Here is a 23272-nt window from a genome sequence, read left to right as displayed (position 1 = left end):
ATGTGCCTTTAGGGTTCTTTTTATGGCCAAAAAATATCGAACTCCCATCCCATTGTCAGACAAGATGAAAACTCTTAAAAAGAATCTTCAGGATCAACTTGCACAATCCAAATCGTTAGGCGAGCAAATTCATGCCGGAACAACCACAGTTTCAACCATAACAACGGGAGTTAGTCATGTGTTTAATGTCATTGACTCCTTTTTAAGCGCCTATCGACAAATTCCACTGGTAGGAGGAATACTGCAACTAGTGGCCACACTCGCCAAATCAATTTCTATTGTGAGTGATCCGGAAAAACCGATAGCCGAAAAAATTGTATCATCCCTTCTAATTGCTGCTATTATCGCTCTTTCTATTACAGCGATCACACTCGGTGGACTGGCTGCCGCAATTATTGGAACAGTAATCGCCTCCGCAGTCACTATCATGGAGGGTTTGGGATTCTTTGGAAAAATTGCTGAAAAATTTCAGCTGGCAAATTCCTACAAAATGAAAAAGGCATTTATAAATCTTGTAGCGCAACGCATAGAACCTGACCATGATAAATATAATGACTTATTCGAAATTCGTGCCATAGAACTTCAACATGAACTTAAAAAATCTTATTCCAATAAAATGGAACAAAAACAATTAAAAGAAGAGTTGAACTTCATTAATGCAGTACTTAAGAAAAAAAATATCATCCCTGGAAACAATAAAGAGAGCGACGCTTATAAACTAAATCAACTCTACACTAAACGCGCTGAGCAATTGAAAACCCTTGTAGATAAAATTGCTTTAATCCATTCAATTATAAAAAATTCCGAACAAAACGCGCTCCTAAATGAAATCAAATCATTACAAAAAGAAATAACTAAAACTGACGATAGCATAGAAGAAATCATAGCTCCGCTTGCTAAAATTGAACGAGACAATTTGAAATCTACCATTAATTTGCCATTAAGTTACAGTACCTTTGCTATAGCAGCTGCCAGTACCTTAATATCAATAGCCGGTTTACTTGTGGTAGCTGGTGTGATTGCCGCTCCCCCGATTATGATTCCTATCATGTTTGCAGTAGGTAGCGTTATGGCGGTTATTGGTTTAATCAAGTGGACTGCTGAAAAAATGGCCGAAACAGAGGATGCTCAATTAAAAGCAGAAGAAACTGCGAAACACCAAGACGCAGTTTTGGATGAAGCATTAAATGTTTATGGGCAACAATTAAATCTTGATTTAGCCAGTCATTCAAACCCTGCAGGAGAGGTGAAAAATTTATTAACGGTTCACGATAAAGAGCCTGCTTTGTCGTCAACTGACAGTACAGTGATCTCATTAGACTCTAGATTTACTTTATTTGGCTCATCTTCTCGGGAGCATATAAAAGTAACTGAACAGAAAACAGCTGAAACAACCAATGAACAAGCACCCACAACGTTTGATTCCATACCAAAAACAACTCGTTAACAAATGTCATTATTTTTTATAACTTTGTTATAATTGATTTATAAATAAACAATTAATGCACCATACCTGGTGAGTGAATATAAAAATCAATTCAATTAAGGAAAAATCCATGGCCGGAAATAAAAGACTTGACCGTTTTCACAATGCTCAAAATAGTAATACTTATGGCTACGATCAAGCGTTCATAGAAATACAAGCAGGAAGAAAAAGAAGCCATTGGATTTGGTATATTTTTCCTCAATTGGAAAATTTAGGCAAAAGCCCGTCGGCCAAGCTCTATGGAATTAAAGATTTTAATGAAGCGTGTGATTATTTAAAAGATCCTGTACTGTTCAAGCGCTATTTTGAGTTAATAAAACTCATAGAGGAAAAATTAAAGAGCATTCCTCTATCTGATCTGATGAGTGGTTTTCCTGATGACCGTAAATTCATCTCAAGTTTGACCTTGTTCCAAGCCGCTTCCTATTACCTGAATTCAAAAGAAACAGGTTATCAAAACAAGTATCATCCTCTTTATGAGATGTGTAATAGGGTTTTTAAACAAATTTCTCGTCAAGGTTATTCTCCTTGTCAACAAACTGAGTTACTTGTCAAACATCAATTGAACTCCCCTATAAAAGGGGAAACAACAGAAAAAACAAATCCACCTCCCCAAATGACTATCTTTTCACCTAAACGGTCCAAAGCGAATACTGATCACCCTATCCTTAAGGAACTTACTCAATATATTAACAAAAGAAAAAATGAATGGAGTTATCATTATAATTTTCTAGGCATAGTGGCTTTCGTTTATTTCATACAGGATTTAATTCTTGGAACTGATCATTTCAATCGTAAAACTCGTCAAGTCAAATTAACTGCTGCAAGCAAATTACAGAAAATTCTTGATCCCAAATGCCATGAACAATGCAATCTAAACCCATCAGAAAGAAAAGCGCTTTCTGATGGTCGTTTGGGGAAAATTATTAATAAACATGGGGGATTGGCTAAAATCCTGACAGAGGCTCCTGACAAACTTGCAAAAACTGACCGAGATCAGGAAATGAATAGTAATCTCTTTTCATAAAACCATTCCCCTAATAAACCCAATGGCCTTTACAATTTTTTAATCTCCAGGAATTAATTACAAACTACATTAGACCTCTTGCATAACCTGTCTATTCTATTTTGTATTATTCAAGGGACTCCCATAGGGCAACATGTGCACCAGTCGGATCGACTATAATAGCAAAACGCCCCATTTCACCAGCCTGGGTTATTCCTTTCACTTCCTGAGCACCATGCTGTTTTGCTTTTTTTAAAGCCTCTGATACATCCTTGACATAAATATAAGCCATCCAGTGAGGAGGAATATGACTTTGTTGATCTTTGGGAATTTGCCATATGCCAGCTATTTCCTTATCATTGCATTGAATTAGAGTGTAGGTCATTTCCTTTGACTCAATCTCTCTAAATTGCCAACCAAAGACCTTGCCATAAAAATCCTTTGCTTTTTTAACATCTGAAGTGGCTAATTCATTCCAACAAAACTCTCCAAACGCGGCTTGTGTCATAAGAATCTCCTATAATTTAGTTTTTTTAGAACAATTTTATTTATACTTCGGACTTATGCAAATCTCCAATGTTGAGGAAAAAAATGTTTTTAATGAAGTAGTTTAGATAAACTAAATGGCTGAATTAAAAACATTTTTAACAATCAGATTGGTGTTTTTTTTAAGTCTTATACTGTTAATAAACTATTTTCTGATTACCTTCATTACTTGACAACTCATACAACTTAATGAATAGTTTAAAAAGAATAGTAGACCAATGCTATAAATACCACCATTTCCAGGATTAAATATTCTTAGACTAAATTAAAAATTACGTTATGAGTCAAAATATCATTCTAAACCGATGCGAATGGGTAGGGCAAAACAAACCCCATTATGAACTATACCATGATACTGAATGGGGAATTCCTGTTCATGATGATGAAAAACATTTCGAGATGCTCATTCTGGAGGGTGCTCAAGCGGGGTTAAATTGGGAAACTATACTAAAAAAACGCGATGGGTACCGGAGAGCTTTCAAACAATTTAACCCGCAAACCGTAGCTCAAATGACCGATGATGAATTAAGTGCCTTACTAACTAATCCTGAAATTATCCGTAACCGACTTAAAATTTTTTCTACCAGAAAAAATGCAAAGGTTTTTCTGTCTATTCAGCAAGAATACGGATCATTTGATTCCTATGTTTGGCAATTTGTTGATGGGACTCCTATCATAAATCGTCCTGAAAGCATACAAGCAATACCAGCAACCAGCAAAGAATCAGATGCGTTATCCAAAAATCTAAAAAAACGAGGGATGAGCTTTGTTGGCTCAACCATCATCTACGCTTACATGCAAGCCATTGGTATGGTAAATGATCACATCATCACATGCTTTCGAGCCAAATAAGAAGAATAAGAACTCCTGAGAATACTCATAAAACTAATTGTCTATCATGACCTGATCTAACAATAAATTGGAAATCCAGTTTTTAATATTTTGTTAGATCACGCCATGATACTGAAACAATTGCGTTTAGGTTCTTAAGCTGACGGTAATATAAGGACCACCTACAGAAAAATTACTTTGCGTGTGTTTGGCGCTTGATGTAGACAACGAACCAGTATCCAAAGCAATCACATTGGTATTTGTTTCATAACTGGATAAAGGATTAAAATACAAAGCCCCCATATAGCCTGCTTCAAAATTCAAATCCCAATTTTGTTTCAATGGGTAAAGGTAACTTAATCCAATTTTGGCATCCAGAGCTGGAACCAGTTGATTGACACTGGGATTAGCAAGTCCCTCACGATTCACAAAGATTCCCGCGATAATCAATTGCTGGGAAGTTCCTGTGAATTGGTATTGAGCTGGTTGCATTCTGCCATACAAGACCGAACCGGCGAGTTGTCCAACCAAATTTAACCCATGAGAAATATTATAACTATTATTGAATCCTAATCTCGGACCGACACCTTTGTAAGTGGATGTATTATTTAATGAAAGTATAGGGAGTGAGAAGCCCCGAAAAGTGGATATCAGCTCTTCCTTTATCCAGGCACTACTTAATCCTGTAAAAAGTCTTGTCTGTAATTTGGAACCGAAGTTAATAAATTTTCCAACATCGAGACTAACTGCGTCATAATTAAAATCAAGACTGGCATGTGCAAGCTTTAATAAAGCCACTCCTGTAATTTGGCCAGAAGGCGTAGGAGGAGTACCAGTCTGAGAAAAAGGAGAGATCCATTGCGATGAGGGATTCACCAATACATTATCAGTATCATTGGTACGCAGATGAGACCAGGTTAATTGCAAATCGCTTCCAGAATTGGCAAATACATAACGCCCTCCCACATTAAACCCAACTTGATAATCTGGATTAAAAGTAACGACCTGCCAATTAGGCGATGGTATTGGCAGTACTGTAGTAATCACGCCCCAACCTAAATTATTCGCTCCTGGTTGCAGATAAAAAGCTGTTGCAGAAAATTCATATCCTGGTTTTAAATTAGGAATGAAAACTCGGAAAAGGTCGTTGTTTTCAATTGCTCCTGTATCACCGGCATAATTGCTTACACAAAACAACAGTAAAGTAATTCCCATAAGTAATTGATGATATTTCTTCATATTTAATGAATCCTCCCTAATGCATGATTTCTATCAATCAAAATAAACTTTAAAACCAAGTTTCTATTCTTTAATCTATGGATTTCAGCGATGGACCAACCGAACAGCGATGAGTAAATCTGTGGAGTTAAATTTAAGATTTATGCCTGAATTGGTACAAATTTCCAGGCAATCTTAGCATAGAAGAAATGTAATGTATTGAAAATTAATTATTAAATTGTAAACATAAACTAATGTTTGTCATGATTAATTGATATTTTTTATAAGATAGCACCCTGTCAAATGATTCCTGTGACCAGGACGTTCAAACTCTATTGTAAATCCCAATTTTTGATACCATGAGCAAACTGGCCAATCCTTAAGGGTAAAAACAGTCATAGCCTGACAACCCTTTTTCATTGCCCATTCCTCAGCTTTTTGGACTAAAGCCTTGCCATATCCTTGGTTTCTATAAGCTTCTGCAACCCATAATCCTCCAATTTCTGCGGGTCCAAAATTGTCAAAACCTGATATAGCGGCAATGAGCCTCTGGTAGGTATCATAGATGGCAAAAAAATATCCCCCGGTACTTGGCAAACCACATTGCGAAGCGTAATGATTGATACCATCAATGATTGCGCCGTGATCGTCTTCAGTAGGATTTTCTATGAAAACGATATCTTTATTAATCATCTTGAAGTTCTGTTTATCTTCTTGTGCCTGGATAATAGCATATTTTCCAGACATGATAATCATACCTCATGATTTACGAACAGAAGATTTCCTTGTATTGGTAACCACCTCTTTACTGACGTATTAAACGAGTGTTTCGCCCATCAAAAACACAAGGCTCTGTTGACCTGATGGGATTAATATCCAGGCCTCCTCTTCTTGTATATCGTCCATAAACAGTCAATGATTCAGGTTGGCAAAATCGCATAATGTCGGCAAATATGCGTTCAATGCACTGCTCATGAAATTCATTATGATTTCTGAATGAAATCAGGTATTTAAGCAAACCTTCATGATTTATCTTTTTACCTTTATAAGCAATTTGAACGCTTCCCCAATCCGGTTGATTAGTGACCAGGCAGTTTGACTTCAGTAAATCAGAATACAGTACTTCTTCAACTATTTCAGGTGAAGTTGAAAGAAAACCAGGGGTCACATGATACACAGAGCATTCAATATCAAGCCCATCCAGGCAAATACCGCTGAATGCAGCATAAATAGTTTGATTAGCGATTTCCGACAAAGGATACAAATTAACAACCACATCGGAGCCAATGCAGTGACTCAAATCTTTACGGATAATTTGAACAACAGTTTCAACATCAGGAAAAATTGTGTTATTCAACGAGTTAAAATAGAGTTTTAATGATTTTGATTCAATAATGCATGGAGAATGACAATCATAAGAAATAAGAGCCATAGCGACAACAGGTTTACCTTTGGAGTTTAACCAGGACACCTCATAATGATTCCAGCAATCAAAACCATGGAAAGTGATGGAGTTGGGATCCAAATTAATTTCCTGGCGTTTAGGAGCTCTGGGGATAGGATACAGTCTTTTAGGATTGTAATGGTCATCATAGTTCGAACTTTGTCCCAGCTCCGATTGATTCGCTATATTCTGATAAGTACTTTCAAGTTCCTTATTCATTATTGATGCCTCCAAAATAGTAATGATTTGCGCTGTACTATACCAATTGATTGGTTGCCTGGCCTCAATTTGCGCTGCAATATAGTTTAACAAAGAAGACGCTTCTTGAATTTGCTCCGCCTTTTCCTCCAAAGCCTTGGCTTGTACAGCAAGTGAAGTTTTCAGATTAAAATCAGGATGCTGAATAATTTTTTTGATTGAAGCAAGTGAACACCCCAGGTACCGCAGGGTAGTTATTTGCTGCAAGCGTAATAAATCATCCGATGAATACAGTCGATAATCCGACTCTGACCGTTTTGATGGCTTTAGTAAATTAATTTCATCATAATATTGTAAGGTACGAATACTTAATGAAGTCAGTTTGCTGATTTCTTTAATCTTATAAAATTTCATTTTGTAACTCTAAAAAACAAAATGATTATAATCTATCACGTTGCGTGAGGGTCAACATTTTATTAAAAAAATGAAATAAACTATATTTACAGGACTTACGAAAAACCCCAAGGTCGAGGCAAAAAATGTTTTTAATGAGGGAGTTTAGATAAACTAAATGACCGAATTAAAAACTTTTTTAACAAAGAGATTGGGGTGTTTCATAAGTCCTGGTTTAATGAGAGATACTGGAAATACCATTTAAAGGAGTCCATTTACCCATGATTAATCAACAGATAGAAGTATTCTTAAAATCTCCTGCTTTTGCTGTAGTTGGGGCCTCCTCTAAGAGATCAAAATACGGCAATAAAGTATTGCGATGCTATCTTCAGAATGGCAAAAAAGTCTATCCTGTAAATCCACATGAAACAGTAATTGAAAGCTTGCCTGTTATCCATTCTATAAACGATTTGCCCGATGATGTGCACAGTATTTCCATTATCACCCCTCCACCCATCACTGAAAAAACCGTCAAGGAAGCAGTCAAAAAAGGCATTAAACACATATGGATGCAACCAGGAGCAGAGAGTGACTTGGCCATTCAGTATTGTTTGGATCACAAGATTAATGTCATTTCCGGAGGACCATGTATATTGGTTGTCATGGGGTATGACGAGAGTTAGGGAAAAACAATAAGCTATTTTTTAGTCTAAAATAGCTTATTTGATTTTTTACAACCCTAGTCAATTACTTAGGATTCCTGAATTGCTTTAATGATTCATTGACAACACTTTCAAGAGTTCTATGTTCTATATATATTTCTCTCAAAAAACTGGCATCACTGCCTTTGTGAGTGATTTCATAAATATGCTCCAAAGCCATAGTACTGTTTAATTGATTAGCGTAAGGCCTTAATCGACGTAGTGTGGTTAAAATATCTTCTCGAAGCAAAATTTGCTCATAGGTTTTGGGATGCACCAGAGTGCCATCCAGACCAAATCGACAGGCTTGAAAACGATTGTAATTGTACACAAGATAATCATCCTCGTGAGGAGAGGATTCTTTATTTTCCAGTAAATAACAGCAAAGTGCTTGCATATAACACGCTAAAGCAGCTGCTCGCTCAACCGTAAGGGGGCTATCACAGACCCGCATTTCAATTGTTCCAAATTCCGGTTTAGGCCTTAAATCCCAATAAAAATCCTTCATGCTTTTCACTATACCCGTGTGTTCCATTTTTTCGAAATAACCAAGTGAGAATTCATCCCAGTTTAATACAAAAGGAGCCCGCCCACTTAATGGAAAGGCAAACACCGAGTTCAATCGAGCAGAGTTATATAAGGTATCCTTACTCTGAACAAAGGGAGATGAAGCAGACAATGCAATAAAATGAGGGATATAACGATTTAAAGAATGAAGTAAAAAAAGAGCTTGATTACCATCCTCACAACCAATATGAATATGTTGTCCAAAAATAGTAAACTGCTTGGTTAGATAGCCATATAATTCAGAGACCTCTATAAATCTGGTTTTATTAAAAATTCGCTGATCAGACCACATTTGAAATGGATGGGTTCCCCCACCACAAATACCAATATTTAATCGGTCTCCGACTGTCACCAGGGTATCGCGTATATGAAACAGTTGTTTCAGTAATTGATCATATTCTTCATGCACATCTGTCGCTATTTCTAACATACTTTCTGTGATTTCCGGCGTAAAACTGCCAGGAAAAGACGAGCGCCCTAAAAGTTCCAATATATCAGGACTGGCCGCAGTCAAGTCAAAATTACTTAAACTGATTAATTGTAATTCCAGCTCGACACCCATAGTCAGTAAATTAGATGTTTTGAATGGTTGTAAAGGCATTTCAAAACTCCTTCATTGCAGAGATCTCGTTTGCTTTAATTAAAGCGCGTTGAACCATTATTGGACCCAATATTTCTAAAGTCAGGGCAACCATAGCCAGAGGGGCGAGGGTATCTACCAAATTAATACCAATATATCGACTCTGTTCGAGAATCAAAATGACGAAAACAGAGATAGGTGTCATAGCCAAACCAGTCAAGACACCTTTCTTAAACGAAATCCCACTAATATGAGCAAATAAACTAATCCCGACAATTTTAGCTATGAACCTGACCGTTATAATTGATAAGCCTATCCAGACACCAGTTACTACCCTTTGCCATTCTATGGTTGCTGCAATAAATACAAACAATAGTACCGATAACAAATCACCTAATGTGCCAAATCCTGGCTGTGAAGGAGAAAAGACCATTCGCCCATGGCGGGAAACCAATCCAAAGGTTAATGTGGCTAAAACCGGAGACAACTTGAGATTATGGGTTAAGATAACCAGCAGTATCACAGCGCAAGCAAATGCCAACGTATTGTCTTGACAGGTGCTTTTAACTGTTTTAAGCAACATGGGCATTACCACTCCAAAAATAATCCCCCAAATAATTGAAATGGCTGTAACCGTTAAGCTGGCATAAGCTGCTTCCCAAAGATTTCCTGAAGTTCTGAAAACAACCAAGCCAATGATGACTTTGAATAAAAATACTGCTAGCACACAATTGATCACGGAGAGATGTAAAACACGTTCTGTCACTTGGCCTGAACTACGTTGTTCATTAATCACCCTGACTACAGTGGCTGGTGAAGTCGCCATTGACAACGAAGCCAATAAAAGGCAGGTCGAAGTTTGTAACCCAAAGGATTTCACTAAAATATAAACCAGACAAAACGTTAAAGTTGCTTCGGTAATACTGGATGCCGCAACCCAGGGATTATAACTTAACCAACGTAAATTAATTCTATAGCCTGATTCAAACAAGATTAGCCCAAAACCAATATTGGCTAAAAGTAAAATAGATGGTGGTTGAATAGATGGCAATAATCCTATCTGAGTTGATGCTAGTGAAAATCCTACTATCGCATAGATACTAATATGAGGCAATTTTGCCCATCGATATCCAAGTTCACCTGCAAACCAGGCTATCAACATACTGATAGGCCAGGCCAAGTCGGTTATAATTTTTCCAACATCAATCATCCATACCTCCTCTGAAAATCCGACCTTACTTTATAACACACATCGATTTGTTTTGCAGAATTGAAGTATTTTTTAAGACAATATAAAATGGTTACTTGTTCAATTTGTAAACTCAGAATTTGCTACCCACCAAATTAATGAAAATAAATAAGAAATCTCAACAATTTCTTATTTTAATAAGCTTGTTATTAGGGATACCACAAGTCATGGCTTTAGAAATTATTACTATAGAAAAGAAAGAAAACCATCACATGCTCAAAACTCGGGCTGAAAATATTCAATTTCCCTTGAATCAAGAAGATGAAGAGTTAATTGAAGCAATGAAAAAAAAATTATATACATTGGGAGGAGTTGGTTTGGCAGCACCACAAGTCAATTCCGCCAAACAAATTATCGCGGTTTACATCCCCGAAGAAGCTCAGCTTTTACGTAATAATGCGAAAGTCTATCCAATGCATATCCTAATCAATCCAAATTACGAACCCCTACCAAACACTCGTATTATTAGCGACTTTGAGGGTTGTTATTCTGTATCCAGTAAAGCAGGCAAAGTGCCAAGATATGATGAAATTCAACTAAAGTACTATGATGAAGAAGGAAAAATTCATCAACAAATCGAAAGTGGCTTTTATGCCCGGGTCTTACAACATGAAATTGATCATCTGAATGGCGTATTAATCACTGATCGTTTAACTCCCGATTGTGTACAAGGGACTATTGAAGAAATGATGACTATTCGTCGTGCCGAATTGCCTGTAGAAAAACAAAAATTATTTGATCAAATCATGTCAAAAAAACTAAAAAAATAAGGCAGCATTTCCAAGTTATCTTCTATGAATTGACTTCAATGATAAACTGCCCTTGGTAATTTTTTAGCTTGCTCAACCCAAGTGACTACTTGAGATAATCCAGGCACATGTTGCGCCAAATGACATTGTTCATTTTTCTCTTTTAATGAACTATAAAGTTGTTCAGGATTACAATGCGCTAGCTCTGGAATTGAATCAATGCCAGCCCGCTCCAGAAGCTCAGCATATTCTTCATTAATACCACTCACGCGCGCAAGATCAGCTTGATTGGTCCATTTTAAAATCAATTTATGACTAATTCCTGTTTGCTCAGCTACTCTAAAACGTCCTCGGCGACCACTACAAACTCGTAATAAATCTTCCTGACTTTCAATTCCTACTCGTTTTAACATTTCAGCATATTTTGGGCCTATGCCTTCCAGTTCAATTAACTTGTGCATTTTATTTCCAGTCTTCTACTACGATATTATATATATAAAATTATAGAATATAATGATTAATTATTAACCAAAATGCATATTGAAAAAATTTCGCCCTCAGATATTAAAAAAAATTCAATTCATTTGGCAAACTTCACCAATTTCATTATGATAATTACTTTCCTCTTAGTCCCTGGTGAGATAGAAAATGCGCAAGCACAAGAACAATATGGTCAGGATATTTTTATTAGTTTCAGGGCTATTTGCCAGTACCACCAATAATGCCTGGTATGGCCCCGGGATCACCATAGGTGTTGCCCGAGGTAATGTTCACTATTACGGAGATGATATCAGAGTATATAGCCCATGGGGCTATGGATACTACGACAGAAATTATTACTATAATGGAGCAAGAAACATTATCGTTCCTAATGTGATTGTACCGAATGTTGTGATCAATGTACCAGTTCAACGTTATTATGTACCCTCATGTGAGGAAATGGAGGTTTGTGATCCTTATGGACAATGTTGGTTAGAACAATTTTGCAGGTAAATTAAAAATTCAATCAACCAATGTTTTTGGGACTCAGCCCATTATGGGGTGAGATATTATCAGGACTTACTAAAACCCCCAAGGTCAAGGCAAAAAATGCTTTTAATGTGTGCGATTAGATAAACTAAATAACCGAATTTAAAACATTTTTTAATGAAGATATTGGGTGGCTTGGTAAGTACTGATTATAATTTTTTTAAGGATAAAAAATGTCGGAAACTATTGCCTATGCCGCCTACAAAGCGGGAGCTCCTCTAAAGCCTTTCACTTTTGAACGCCGCCCTGTTGGCGCACAAGACGTAGCAATTGATATTTTATTTTGTGGTATCTGTCATTCCGATTTGCATCAAGTCAATAATGACTGGGGAGGAGCATTTTATCCTATGGTACCAGGACATGAAATCATTGGACGAGTCAAGGAAATAGGACATCAAGTCCACCGGTTCAAAGCAGGCGACTTAGTCGGTGTTGGCTGTATGGTTGACTCTTGTCGTCAATGCACCTATTGCCATCAGCATGAAGAACAATTTTGCAAATCTGGAGCAACTTTTACCTATAATAGTCAAGACAACCATCTTGGAGGTGTGACCTACGGTGGTTATTCCAAGTATATTGTCGTCACGGAAGATTTTGTATTAAAAATCGATGAATCACTTGACCCTGCCGCCGCAGCACCATTGCTCTGTGCTGGAATAACCACTTACTCCCCCTTGAAAAGGGCTAAAGTAGGCAAAATGAGTAAAGTAGGAATCGTAGGTCTGGGTGGTTTAGGACATATGGCTGTCAAATTAGCCCGTGCCATGGGGGCTTATGTCACTGTATTTACCACTTCAACAAGCAAGATAAAAGCGGGGAAAGATTTGGGAGCTCATGATGTTGTCTTGTCTACCGACAACAATGCCATGCAAACACTGACCAATCAATACGATTTTATTCTTGATACTGTTTCAGCCAAACATAATCTTGGTCAATATTTAAATCTTCTTAAAGTAGATGGACAACTAACCCAGGTTGGACTTCCATCGGATCCAATTGAAGTTCCCATGTTTCCTGTTATTTTAAAAAGACTGAGAATTAACGGTTCATTGATTGGTGGAATTAAAGAGACACAAGAAGTTTTGGATTTTTGCGCGACGCATGGAATCACTGCAGACATTGAATTAATAAAAATGCATGAAGTAAATTCAGCTTATGAAAGACTGTTAAAAGGAGATGTGACATATCGATTTGTTATCGATATGTCAACTTTGACTTAAATAAACCAGGTATAAAAGGCTGCCCATTGGCTTTTTATACCGCAGAGCAAATGCTATTCCTGGTTTTTGATCTTGGGAAACACTTTAATTTTGGTTATAAAAGAATCCTGTACCTTTTCAATCAAGGCATCAAATTCAACAAATTGAATCATTTCACCTTCATTGGGCAATTTTCCATGACGCGTAATGATGAGTCCATATAGTGTATTCAGTTCTTCTTCATCTGGCGATAAAGTAATATCGCAATCAAGAGCCCGCTCTAAAGAATAAAGGGAGCAATCTCCTTTTGTCGTTATAGTCCCATCCGCATTTTTCGCCCAATCTTCATGGGTTTTATGAAACTCGTCTTTAATCCGTCCAATCAGTACATGGAGCAAATTATCCAGAGTAACAAATCCAAGTAAACTCGATTTGTGTTTGTATACCAAAGCAAAATGGGGCATACCGGCTCGGAATTTACGAAGCAAATCCATAGCGGGTAATTTATGACTGACTTTAAGTACTGGTCGTACATAAGGTTTTAAGGTGTTGATGTCTTTCTCGAGCAACAGATCAGCAAACAAATCCTTAACATGGATGACTCCCATCATTTCCTTAGTCTTGGAGTCATATACAGGATAACGACTATAACGATATTTTAAAATTTTATCTTTAATCGTTTCGAATGGCTCATTGATGTCTATTATGATCATTTCATCTTCAGGACGCATTACCTCAGTGACATTTAATTCAGCCAAATCGAGAGTATGCTCCAGGATTTCACGCTCGTCTTCCTTTAATTCCGATTGAAGATGCTGCCCGCTTAAAATTAATTTAAGCTCCTCACTGGAATAAAAACCTTCGTATTCGTTTTTTATATCCATGCCAGACAGTTTGAGAAAAAAATTGGAACAGGTATTTAACAACCAAATGGCGGGATACATTATCCAATAAAACCAATATAATGGGACTGCCGTCCATATTGAAATAAATTCGGATTGCCGAATGGCAATGGACTTGGGCATGAGCTCACCGATTACAATATGTAGAAAGGAAATGAGAAAAAATGCAATAAAAAAAGAGGATATGGTAACGATATGAACTGATGAAATACCCAAAGCAATAAACAATGGTTCCAATAACTCGGCAAAAGCAGGTTCTCCAATCCAACCCAATCCTAATGAGGCAAGAGTAATCCCCAACTGGCATGCTGATAAATAAGCATCCAGATTTTGGTGAACTTGCTCAAGAATACGGCCTCTTAACCCGTAACTTTCTTTAATGGCTTGAATTCTCGTAGTTCTGAGTTTAACCATCCCAAATTCGGCGGATACAAAAAATGCATTAAGAAGCACCAACAGGAATGCAATAAAAATTAACAGAATGTTATACATTAAAAATATTCCATTTTATGATTTAATTTCAGATTCGCTCTTATCTTCACTAAAAATATTCACTCTCTACAAATGTAATTCAATCCTTTATGTTAATAGAATACCTCAGTCCTGGCGAGTTTAAAATGACATCCAATACCTGAAAACAGCAGCGCCCCTATTGACAAATAGAAACACAATTTGTTAATTTAATTAATCAAAAGACGAAATTAACTCAACCTGACAAAGATTATGAATCATCCAGACAGCAAAACATACCATGAATTTTTTGTAAATTCTTATACCAATGTTTTGCTTTGCAGTGATTCTCCGTCTATCGCTAACCTTTCAATCATTATTATTATCTTGCCCTCTTTCCCCTAGAGCGGTCAGCTGTTGCTAATTCTCTGCCTCTCTGGGGAGGCTTCCAAAGAATTAGCACTAACTGATTTCAACTGGAGGGCATCATGAATCAAAACTGTTTCACACCAAGAAATATTTACGTCTCGTTGGTGATGTGGGCATTGCCATTATCTTTTTTTACTTTTCAATTCTTATTACGTCTTTGGCCTGGGTTAACCATGCAAGATATTATGGCGCAATTTTCAATTGATGCCGCAAGCTTTGGCCTTATTGCCGCATTCTATTATTATGGATACGCAGGAATGCAAATCCCGGTAGCCTTACTGCTGGATAAATTTGGAACTCGCTTCATTGTATTTGCCTTTGCGATGTTATGTGGTATTGGAACTTTACTTTTCATAGGTAGCAATAATTTTTACTTGGCCCTGTCAGGCAGGTTTTTGATAGGCGTAGGCTCTGCAGCTGGCTTTCTTGGCGTCTCCAAAGTCGTATCAGAATGGTTCAGCCATTCACAGTACTCCAGAATGCTCGGATTCTCCTTTAGCGTGGGCTTATTGGGAGCGATCTATGGGGGTAAACCGCTTGCTCACCTGATACAGAATTTTAGCGGACAAAAGGTCGGTCTGGCTTTAGCTATTTTCTCCATCCTCTTAGGATGCTGCGCGCTTTTGATCTTGCGCTCTCCCTCAAATAATACTCACTCAGAAACAAAAACGATGAATTTGTCTCACTGTTCCTTTTTATTTTCTTCGTGGATCATCTGGGTTCTTGCTCTTGCTAATTTATTAATGGTCGGTGCCCTGGAGGGGTTCGCAGACGTATGGGGAGTCCCTTATCTTATCGCCAAATACGCAATGAACAAAACTGATGCGGCATTTCTTATGTCGTTTATCTTTCTAGGAATGATATTTGGTGGTCCTTTACTTGCTTTCCTCAGTCAGAAACTAGGAAACTACTTTGTAATAGCTGCCTGTGGTGCTGGTTTGGCCTTCTTATTCCTAATCCTTCTTTACTCCTCGACCCCTCACTGGTGGCAGCTGGGCACCCTCTTCTTTGCAATTGGCCTGTTGTGTTGTTATCAGGTTGTTGTATTCGCCGCAGGTTCTTCTTTGGTTCCCTATGAATATTTAGGCGTCACAATCGCCTTCTTGAATTGCATCAATATGTTAGGCGGGTCTTTTTTCCACACATTGATTGGTAAATTAATGAATAGCAGTTGGAGCGGGCAAATGAGCGCTAATGGACTTAAATTATATGAAATCGAATCGTATCAATGGGCGTTGTCACTCATTCCATTCTGTGCCTTATGTGGCAGTTTGCTTATTGTATTGATTCATATCAAAACAAGAGCTTATGCAGCTCCAGAGTTTATGAAAAAGACTTCATTGACAGGAGTGTAGCTATGGAAAAAATTTTTTGGTCTAATCCCTACCATCATACACTCGATACCAAGATAATCTCAATTAATGACAACGAAATTCTATTAGAAAAAACCATCGCATTTTCATTTTCAGGAGGACAGGAAAGCGATAGAGCATTCATCAATAGCCTTGAAGTACTCGGTTCACGAATAGATGGAAATCTTATTTATTACACCTTGCCCGAGGGCCATAATCTTGCCCTCAATGACCCAGTCACAATGACTATAGATTGGCCTCGAAGGTACCGACTGATGCGTCTTCATTTTGCGGCAGAACTGGTTCTGGAACTGGTGACCAGAACCAGTATGCTTGAAAAAGTAGGAGCTCACATCTCAGAATTCAAAGCTCGAATAGATTTTAAAGCGAATTTTAATATCGCTTCTATTTTTGACCAGCTGCTTGACGAATATAATGCCATCATTAGACAAGATCTGGTTATCCATAAAGGATACCATGATGTGACAAATCAACGGCGGTTTTGGAAAATAGACGGTTTTGCTGAAGTACCTTGTGGGGGAACACACGTTCATTCCACTTCGGAAGTGGGCTTTATTCGTCTCAAACGCTCGCATCCCGGCAAATCCATTGAACGCATTGAAATAACCCTGATCGATAATAGTAAATAATACACCTCACGCATAAACTGATTATTTTGCTTTGGGGCAGGGCGCAAAATTTACGTGCGGTGAATAAGCTTTGCTGAAACGTTTGGATCACGACAGTAAAATAAACAAGGCAAGTTATTCAGGAGGCCAGATAAAGCGCTAATCCGGACAAAAATATAGAAAAAGACTACAAAATCGCCTAAATTACGGCATTTGACTTTGTCACTATTAACCTGTGAGCACTATTTATCATGGAACTGCCCAATCATTTCTCTACTGTCTATGTGTCAAAACCAGAATTTATAGAAACACTTTGTGAGGAGTTAGGCGAAGTATCCAATAAAATAGGCTCTCTCATTTTTTCTCCTCATCAGAAACTTGATGTTTGTTTCGCACTGGATGTATGGCTTGAACCTGAGACAGTAACATTTCAATCCATTTCAGAAGCAGCAAAAATATTGCGGCAAGCCGGAAAATTCTGGTATTTGCACCCTCTTACTGAAATTCGCCGATCGCGCTTGATTGAGGAACAACTTCGCAAATGCCCACCACTCATGTCCCATTTTCCAGTAGCCCATGACATTCCACCCATAGGCGTATTTAGCCTTCTTGATAGAAACACTCTACTCTTTAGCGCCAAACGACTAAAAAAATGGCCGGATGGACAATGTTATTTTATTGAAGACAAAGTTAATCCTCCAAACAGAGCTTATTTAAAATTATGGGAAGCCTTGTTCCTGTTAAATAAATACCCCAAGCCTAGTGAAACAGTTTTAGATTTGGGAGCATCCCCGGGAGGTTGGACTTACGTGATGCAATCACTCGGAACTCAAGTCACTTCCGTCGATAAAGCAGAACTGGATACAAAAATCATGGCGCTTCCCAGAGTTAGTTTCTTAAAGCAAAGCGCCTTTGCCTTAGATCCTGAACAACTCACAGAGTCTTATGACTGGGTGCTTTCCGATGTTGCCTGCTATCCTGACAGAGCCTACACCCTCATCAAAAAATGGATAGCATCAAAAAAAGCAAAACATTTGATTTTTACCATCAAACTACAGGGAGAAACGGACTTAAATACAATCAAACGATTTCAATCCATACCTGCTTCCAGAGTGATAAATCTGTTTTATAACAAACATGAAGTTACTTTTTTTTATCCGGTATAAACATAACAGGACTTAGCTATTATGGCTGCAAAAATACTAAAATGATGAACTAATTTAATTTTCTACGACTTAAGATCTTGAAAAATTAAATGAGAGAATTTTTTCAATGCTTGACTGTTTTAAAGCGAGCGCCAACAATCGATCAATCCCCAAGGCTACCCCGCTGCACGGTGGTAACCCATGTTCCAGGGCTTCCAAAAGATAGGCATCGGCTTCCATTGCCGTCAATCCCTTTTGCTTTCTATGTTGCTGATCCAGCATAAAACGCTTTTTTTGCGCCTCGACATCGGTCAACTCATGAAAACCATTAGCCAGTTCAACTCCCTGATAGTACACTTCAAAACGCTCAGCTACGCCTTCCTTTACTTGTGCCAAGGCAGCCTGGGAGGCAGGGAAGTGATACACAGCAACGGGGGTTGATTCTTCTGCCAAAAAAGGCTCCACGACATGACTCATTAATAAAAACAGATATTGATCCCTGTCTTGTTCGTGAGGAGATAAGACACCATCTAAACCATGCTGTGCTAATATCTTGGTGAATTGTTCTATGGATGCAGAAAAAGGGTCAATACCGCAAGCCTCTTCAAAGGCCTGTTGATAGGTTTTTCTGATCATAGGCTGGGATTTAAGAATAATTTGTAATAACAAATCCACTTCATCCATCAAAACATGGTGATTGATATCTAATTGATACCATTCAAGTAAAGTAAATTCCGGATTATGCCAACGCCCTAACTCGTCATCGCGAAAAACTCGCGCTAATTGAAAAATAGGCCCGCTGCCAGCAGCGAGCAGCCGTTTCATATGGTATTCGGGAGAAGTTTGTAAGTAGTATGTTTCACCTCTGAAAATCGCCTTGATATTGCTCAGGTAAACATCAGTAACCCCATGCCGCGCCATCACAGGGGTTTCCACTTCCAGATATTGGCGTTCAGTAAAGAATTGACGGATTTTACCTATTAGCTCCGCTCGAGCACGTAATAATTGAATTGAAGCAGAGGGTAACCAGGAGTTATCTGACATGATCAATAAAATATTCCCAACTCCAGACGAGCAGCTTCTGTCATGCGATCTTGGGTCCAAGGCGGCTCCCACACCAACTCAACGGTGCAATCGCTGACTCCTTCAACCTGATTGACCGCCTGCTCCACCGTACCGGGAAAGGTTTGCGCCACAGGGCACCCTGGGGTCGTTAGCGTCATCTGAATATGAACATGGCCTTCGTCATTAACGGCAATATCATAAATCAAACCCAGATCATAAATATTGACCGGAATTTCGGGATCAAAAACTCCCCTCAACGCGGTAATAACGCCTTCCTTTATTGATTCGTTACTCTGTTTTTTCTTAAAACCAAACATGAGCTGCCTCTGGTCTATTTTGCGATATACAGACAAACTCTTTCACGAGCCCTGCCACTATTGCCATAACATTATTCTGTTTTCACCACTTCCGTTTCTTTGTTTAAAGCCGCTTCCAAAGTATGCCACGCCAAAGTGGCGCATTTTACACGCGCCGGGAATGCTTTAACTCCGGCAAGAACTGTTAATTTATCCATGGAAATCAAATAATCTTCTTCCTCTTGTGTCAGCATTCGATGAACACGATGAAACAGCTCATGAGCTTCTTTGATTGATTTGCCCTTTAAGGCATCAGTCATTAACGATGCAGAAGCCTGGGAGATAGCACAGCCACATCCAACAAAACTGACATCACGAATCAAATCATCCTCTAATTTGAGGTACACTGTTAGCTTATCCCCACATAAAGGATTAAACCCTTTAGCCTCAGTGGTCGCGTCCTCCATCGCATGATGGTTACGAGGATTACGATTGTGATCGATAATGATTTCCTGGTAAAGTTCACGCAACTCCATACTCATGCGAATACCTCTTTAACTCGTTGTAAGGCTTCCATACAATAATCAATTTCTTTAAACGTATTATAAAAGGACATGGAAATACGAGAGGTTGCGGCAACATCGTAGAAATCCATCAAAGGCATAGTGCAGTGATGCCCGCTGCGTATCGCTATACCTTCACTATCCAGAATAGTTCCAATATCATGGGCATGAATTTTTCCATGGACAAAAGAAATAATAGGTACTTTGTTGGCAGCCGTTCCAATAATATTGTACCCTTTCACTGATTCAATTGCCTTGGTAGCATAGTTTAATAATTGTGCTTCATATTCCGCTATCGCATCCAAATCTAATGACCAAATGTAATCAATTGCAGCAGCCAAACCAATCGCCCCTGCAATATTGGGGGTGCCTGCTTCAAATTTTTGGGGAATGGCTGCGTATTCCGTTGCGTCAAAACTTACGGAGTTGATCATTTCACCCCCGCCTTGATAGGGAGTCATGCTATTTAATAATTCTTCTTTTCCCCATAAAACACCTATTCCTGTGGGCCCATACATTTTATGCCCGGAAAACGCATAAAAATCGCAATCCAAATCTTGAACGTCTACAATCAGGTGAGCTGTTGCCTGTGCCCCGTCCAGTAATACTTTAGCCCCTACTTCATGAGCCATTTTAATCATTGTTTTTACAGGATTAATGGTTCCTAAAGAATTGGAGGCGTAATTGATCGCAACCATTTTAGTGTTTTCATTTAATTTTCTTTCAAACTCTTCAAGTATTACCTCGCCATTTAAAGAAATAGGGGCAACTTGCAATTTGCAACCCATTTTCTTGCAAACCATTTGCCAGGGAACTATATTGGAATGATGTTCCATATGGGTTATCAAAATTTCTTCATCAGGTAATATACGAGGAGCTACAAGGCTCTGAGCCACTAAGTTAATGGCTTCTGTCGTACCGCGTACAAAAATACATTCTCTCGGTGACCTGGCATTAATAAATCGTTTTACCTTTGCTCTGGCTGCCTCATACATTTCCGTAGCCCTGACACTCAAGGCATGAACTCCACGATGTACGTTGGAATTATCCTTCTCATAAAATTGAGCAATAGCATCAATCACAGCCTTGGGTTTTTGAGTAGTGGCTGCATTATCAAAATACACTAAATCATACTCGTTGATTTTCTGATGCAAAACGGGGAAATCTTTCCTGATTTTGTTGACATCAAAGGATGTCATTAATAACGGATTAGTACTCATTTGCGTACCCCAACTGTTGAGTTAATAAATGACCCATCCAATCAGCCAAATCACGATTCGGAATAAGGCGCAAATTATCATTGGCAAACGCCTGGATCAAATAATGAGAAGCTTCATCCCGGCTAATACCACGTGTTGCCAGGTAAAATATTGCCTCTTCATCCAGTTGCCCAACCGTAGCGCCATGCGAACATAACACGTCATCAGCGAAAATCTCTAATTGCGGTTTGGTATCAATTTCTGCGTTTGCGGAGAGAAGCAAGTTTTTATTTTGTTGCTTGGCATCGGTATGTTGCGCATTCTTGGCTACAATAACCTTGCCATTAAATACCGCTCTGGAATGCCCCTTTAAAATCCCTTTGTAATCTTGCTCGCTTCGACAATTAGGCACCAAATGATGCACCACAGTATGATGATCGACATGTTGTCCATCTCCTGGCGCGTAAATTCCATTCATAAGGCATTGTGCATGCTCTTCATGCATGGATATGCTTATATCACTACGTACTAACTTCCCGCCCAAATTTAACGAGTGGCTGGAAAATTGACTGGATGCGGATTGCTTAACCGATAAATGTCCTAAATGGTAAGCTGATTTACTTTCTCTTTGAATTTTATAATGATTAAGTTTCGCACCTGCCTCCAGAAACACTTCGGTAATGCCGTTGGTGAAATAGCAAATGTTTTCTTCGCCATGATATTCTTCAATAAGAGTAGCCTGGGATTCTTTTTCCATAAGAATCAAATGCCTTAAGTACACAGCCTGGTTCATTTGATCTTGCCTATGCTTTAAAACAATGGGTTGTTCCAGGCAAATTCCCGCAGGAATATAAATAAAGACTCCACATTGGATCATCGCTGTATTTAAATAATGAAAACCATGTTCCTGCTCTAAAATCTTTCCAAGGTGAGGCTTAATCAAATCAGCATAATGTATTAAAGCAAGAGATAAAGGCAGAATTAACACGTTCTCAGGCAGATCGTTAATCCATTCGTTCTCTTGGGAAATGAATCCATTTTGTATTAAAAACTGGTTTTTGACTGGCGAATCATCAAAGACGGTTTTAAGAGCAGGCTTTACTGTAGGATCAGGTGGTACAAAATGCTGCTGTAATAGGGAGTCAACAAGAGTATACTTCCATTCCTCGTCATACCGACCGGGAAAACCACGACGCTTCAAATCAGTTAATGCTTTAGACTGCAACTGCGCAAGCCAAGGTATTTGCGATACACCTGATTGGGCTTGCTGTTGATAATAATCCAAAATATCACTCATAACTGCTCCACTTCTTCAAGCCAGCTATAACCTTTTTTCTCCAGTTCCAGCGCCAAAGATTTATCTCCTGACGTAATAATGCGGCCATTTGCCAAGACGTGAATAAAATCAGGCTCAATATAATCCAGTAAACGCTGATAATGGGTCACTAAAATAATAGAACGCTCAGGAGAGCGCATTGCATTAACCCCTTGAGAAATAATTCGTAATGCGTCGATATCCAGGCCAGAATCGGTTTCGTCAAGAATGGCTAGCCTGGGTTCCAAAGCAGCCATTTGTAATATTTCATTACGTTTCTTTTCCCCGCCTGAAAATCCTTCATTAATACTTCGGTATAAAAAGCTTTCGTCCATATCCAGAAGCTGACATTTTTCTCGAATAAAACTTAAAAACTCTATAGCATCAAGGGTATTTCTCCCTTGTCCTTTGCGAACCGCATTCACTGATGCTTTAAGAAAATTGATATTGGTTACACCAGGAATTTCTACCGGATATTGAAAAGACATAAAAATACCAGCCCGCGCTCTTTCCTCCGGGGACATAGGCAGCAAATCTTGTCCCAAATAGGATATTTCACCACGAGTTATTTCATAAGAAGGATGCCCTGCCAATACCTTGGAGAGAGTACTTTTTCCTGAACCATTAGGTCCCATAATCGCATGAACCTCTCCTGGTTTAACCTCAAGATTAATACCTTTTAAAATAGACTGTCCATTGACAGCAACATTGAGTTCTTTAATGTTTAACAT

General features: G+C 38.5%; 24 protein-coding genes and 1 pseudogene. 10 read left to right on the top strand and 15 right to left on the bottom strand.

Annotation, left to right across the window (positions count from 1 at the left end; genetic code table 11):
- The first annotated feature begins 22 nt into the window (after positions 1 to 22).
- Complete coding sequence (gene sidA / locus OQJ02_RS03135; RefSeq protein WP_265717830.1) at positions 23 to 1447, top strand: T4SS effector SidA; 1425 nt, start codon at positions 23 to 25, stop codon at positions 1445 to 1447.
- Positions 1448 to 1556: 109 nt separating this feature from the next.
- On the top strand, positions 1557 to 2513 hold the full coding sequence (locus OQJ02_RS03130) for a DUF1810 domain-containing protein (protein WP_265717829.1): 957 nt from the start codon (positions 1557 to 1559) through the stop codon (positions 2511 to 2513).
- A 106-nt stretch (positions 2514 to 2619) separates the two neighbouring features.
- Here the strand turns inward: OQJ02_RS03130 and OQJ02_RS03125 are convergent, their stop codons facing one another.
- Positions 2620 to 3000 (bottom strand): VOC family protein, encoded by a 381-nt coding sequence (locus tag OQJ02_RS03125; RefSeq protein WP_265717828.1) that lies wholly within the window; start codon positions 2998 to 3000, stop codon positions 2620 to 2622.
- A 317-nt stretch (positions 3001 to 3317) separates the two neighbouring features.
- Between OQJ02_RS03125 and OQJ02_RS03120 the strand changes: the two genes are divergently transcribed.
- Positions 3318 to 3890 carry a DNA-3-methyladenine glycosylase I gene (locus tag OQJ02_RS03120; protein ID WP_265717827.1) on the top strand — a complete coding sequence of 191 codons (573 nt, stop codon included), beginning with the start codon at positions 3318 to 3320 and terminating at the stop codon, positions 3888 to 3890.
- Positions 3891 to 4016: 126 nt separating this feature from the next.
- On the opposite strand, the gene OQJ02_RS03115 is transcribed toward OQJ02_RS03120, so the two are convergent.
- From OQJ02_RS03115 to OQJ02_RS03100, 4 genes and pseudogenes are all read right to left on the bottom strand, one after another.
- A complete protein-coding gene (locus tag OQJ02_RS03115) occupies positions 4017 to 5108 on the bottom strand; it encodes an Lpg1974 family pore-forming outer membrane protein (RefSeq protein ID WP_265717826.1) in 1092 nt (363 codons plus the stop codon).
- A 246-nt stretch (positions 5109 to 5354) separates the two neighbouring features.
- Complete coding sequence (locus OQJ02_RS03110) at positions 5355 to 5834, bottom strand: GNAT family N-acetyltransferase (protein WP_265717825.1); 480 nt, start codon at positions 5832 to 5834, stop codon at positions 5355 to 5357.
- Positions 5835 to 5892: 58 nt separating this feature from the next.
- Complete coding sequence (gene queF / locus OQJ02_RS03105) at positions 5893 to 6750, bottom strand: NADPH-dependent 7-cyano-7-deazaguanine reductase QueF (protein WP_265719788.1); 858 nt, start codon at positions 6748 to 6750, stop codon at positions 5893 to 5895.
- Positions 6751 to 6990: 240 nt separating this feature from the next.
- Positions 6991 to 7143: pseudogene (locus tag OQJ02_RS03100) on the bottom strand (MerR family DNA-binding transcriptional regulator); the annotation flags it as partial.
- A 260-nt stretch (positions 7144 to 7403) separates the two neighbouring features.
- Here OQJ02_RS03100 and OQJ02_RS03095 point away from each other — a divergent pair.
- Entirely contained in the window at positions 7404 to 7805 is a 402-nt protein-coding gene (locus tag OQJ02_RS03095) for a CoA-binding protein (protein WP_265717824.1), read from the top strand.
- A gap of 64 nt (positions 7806 to 7869) precedes the next feature.
- Here the strand turns inward: OQJ02_RS03095 and OQJ02_RS03090 are convergent, their stop codons facing one another.
- Positions 7870 to 8991, bottom strand: coding sequence for a YbdK family carboxylate-amine ligase (locus OQJ02_RS03090; protein WP_265717823.1), 1122 nt, complete (start codon positions 8989 to 8991; stop codon positions 7870 to 7872).
- Position 8992: 1 nt separating this feature from the next.
- On the bottom strand, positions 8993 to 10180 hold the full coding sequence (locus OQJ02_RS03085) for a cation:proton antiporter (protein WP_265717822.1): 1188 nt from the start codon (positions 10178 to 10180) through the stop codon (positions 8993 to 8995).
- Between the two features lie 206 nt (positions 10181 to 10386).
- On the opposite strand from OQJ02_RS03085, the gene def reads away from it, so the two are divergent.
- Entirely contained in the window at positions 10387 to 10989 is a 603-nt protein-coding gene (gene def, locus OQJ02_RS03080; protein WP_265717821.1) for a peptide deformylase, read from the top strand.
- Between the two features lie 35 nt (positions 10990 to 11024).
- Here def and OQJ02_RS03075 read toward each other — a convergent pair whose 3' ends face one another.
- On the bottom strand, positions 11025 to 11429 hold the full coding sequence (locus tag OQJ02_RS03075) for a DUF4332 domain-containing protein (RefSeq protein ID WP_265717820.1): 405 nt from the start codon (positions 11427 to 11429) through the stop codon (positions 11025 to 11027).
- 187 nt (positions 11430 to 11616) lie between these two features.
- On the opposite strand from OQJ02_RS03075, the gene OQJ02_RS03070 reads away from it, so the two are divergent.
- Together OQJ02_RS03070 and OQJ02_RS03065 are read left to right on the top strand one after the other, a co-directional pair.
- Entirely contained in the window at positions 11617 to 11961 is a 345-nt protein-coding gene (locus tag OQJ02_RS03070) for a hypothetical protein (protein WP_265717819.1), read from the top strand.
- Between the two features lie 209 nt (positions 11962 to 12170).
- Positions 12171 to 13217, top strand: a complete 1047-nt coding sequence (locus tag OQJ02_RS03065; RefSeq protein WP_265717818.1) for an NAD(P)-dependent alcohol dehydrogenase — start codon at positions 12171 to 12173, stop codon at positions 13215 to 13217.
- Positions 13218 to 13270: 53 nt separating this feature from the next.
- Here OQJ02_RS03065 and OQJ02_RS03060 read toward each other — a convergent pair whose 3' ends face one another.
- On the bottom strand, positions 13271 to 14590 hold the full coding sequence (locus OQJ02_RS03060; protein ID WP_265717817.1) for a hemolysin family protein: 1320 nt from the start codon (positions 14588 to 14590) through the stop codon (positions 13271 to 13273).
- A gap of 446 nt (positions 14591 to 15036) precedes the next feature.
- Here OQJ02_RS03060 and OQJ02_RS03055 point away from each other — a divergent pair, with 446 nt between their 5' ends.
- From OQJ02_RS03055 to OQJ02_RS03045, 3 genes are all read left to right on the top strand, one after another.
- On the top strand, positions 15037 to 16332 hold the full coding sequence (locus OQJ02_RS03055; RefSeq protein ID WP_265717816.1) for an MFS transporter: 1296 nt from the start codon (positions 15037 to 15039) through the stop codon (positions 16330 to 16332).
- Positions 16333 to 16334: 2 nt separating this feature from the next.
- On the top strand, positions 16335 to 16979 hold the full coding sequence (locus OQJ02_RS03050) for an alanyl-tRNA editing protein (RefSeq protein ID WP_265717815.1): 645 nt from the start codon (positions 16335 to 16337) through the stop codon (positions 16977 to 16979).
- A gap of 230 nt (positions 16980 to 17209) precedes the next feature.
- Complete coding sequence (locus OQJ02_RS03045) at positions 17210 to 18124, top strand: SAM-dependent methyltransferase (protein ID WP_265717814.1); 915 nt, start codon at positions 17210 to 17212, stop codon at positions 18122 to 18124.
- 69 nt (positions 18125 to 18193) lie between these two features.
- Here the strand turns inward: OQJ02_RS03045 and epmA are convergent, their stop codons facing one another.
- The 6 genes from epmA to sufC form a co-directional block, all read right to left on the bottom strand.
- Entirely contained in the window at positions 18194 to 19147 is a 954-nt protein-coding gene (epmA, locus tag OQJ02_RS03040; RefSeq protein ID WP_265717813.1) for an elongation factor P--(R)-beta-lysine ligase, read from the bottom strand.
- Between the two features lie 2 nt (positions 19148 to 19149).
- Positions 19150 to 19485 (bottom strand): SUF system Fe-S cluster assembly protein, encoded by a 336-nt coding sequence (locus OQJ02_RS03035; protein WP_265717812.1) that lies wholly within the window; start codon positions 19483 to 19485, stop codon positions 19150 to 19152.
- Between the two features lie 71 nt (positions 19486 to 19556).
- Complete coding sequence (sufU, locus tag OQJ02_RS03030) at positions 19557 to 20006, bottom strand: Fe-S cluster assembly sulfur transfer protein SufU (RefSeq protein WP_265717811.1); 450 nt, start codon at positions 20004 to 20006, stop codon at positions 19557 to 19559.
- On the bottom strand, positions 20003 to 21247 hold the full coding sequence (locus OQJ02_RS03025) for an aminotransferase class V-fold PLP-dependent enzyme (protein ID WP_106183353.1): 1245 nt from the start codon (positions 21245 to 21247) through the stop codon (positions 20003 to 20005). The genes sufU and OQJ02_RS03025 overlap by 4 nt, the downstream gene beginning before the upstream one ends.
- Positions 21237 to 22523 (bottom strand): Fe-S cluster assembly protein SufD, encoded by a 1287-nt coding sequence (sufD, locus tag OQJ02_RS03020; RefSeq protein ID WP_265717810.1) that lies wholly within the window; start codon positions 22521 to 22523, stop codon positions 21237 to 21239. Before sufD ends, OQJ02_RS03025 begins: the two co-directional genes overlap by 11 nt.
- The gene (sufC, locus tag OQJ02_RS03015; RefSeq protein WP_265717809.1) at positions 22520 to 23272 is read right to left on the bottom strand and encodes a Fe-S cluster assembly ATPase SufC; all 753 of its coding nucleotides are present in this window, start codon (positions 23270 to 23272) and stop codon (positions 22520 to 22522) included. The genes sufD and sufC overlap by 4 nt, the downstream gene beginning before the upstream one ends.

This window comes from Legionella sp. PATHC032, from assembly GCF_026191185.1.
GTDB lineage: Bacteria > Pseudomonadota > Gammaproteobacteria > Legionellales > Legionellaceae > Legionella.
The sequence above is the reverse complement of the archived record's forward strand: the minus strand, read 5'-3'. Positions and strand labels throughout refer to the sequence as shown.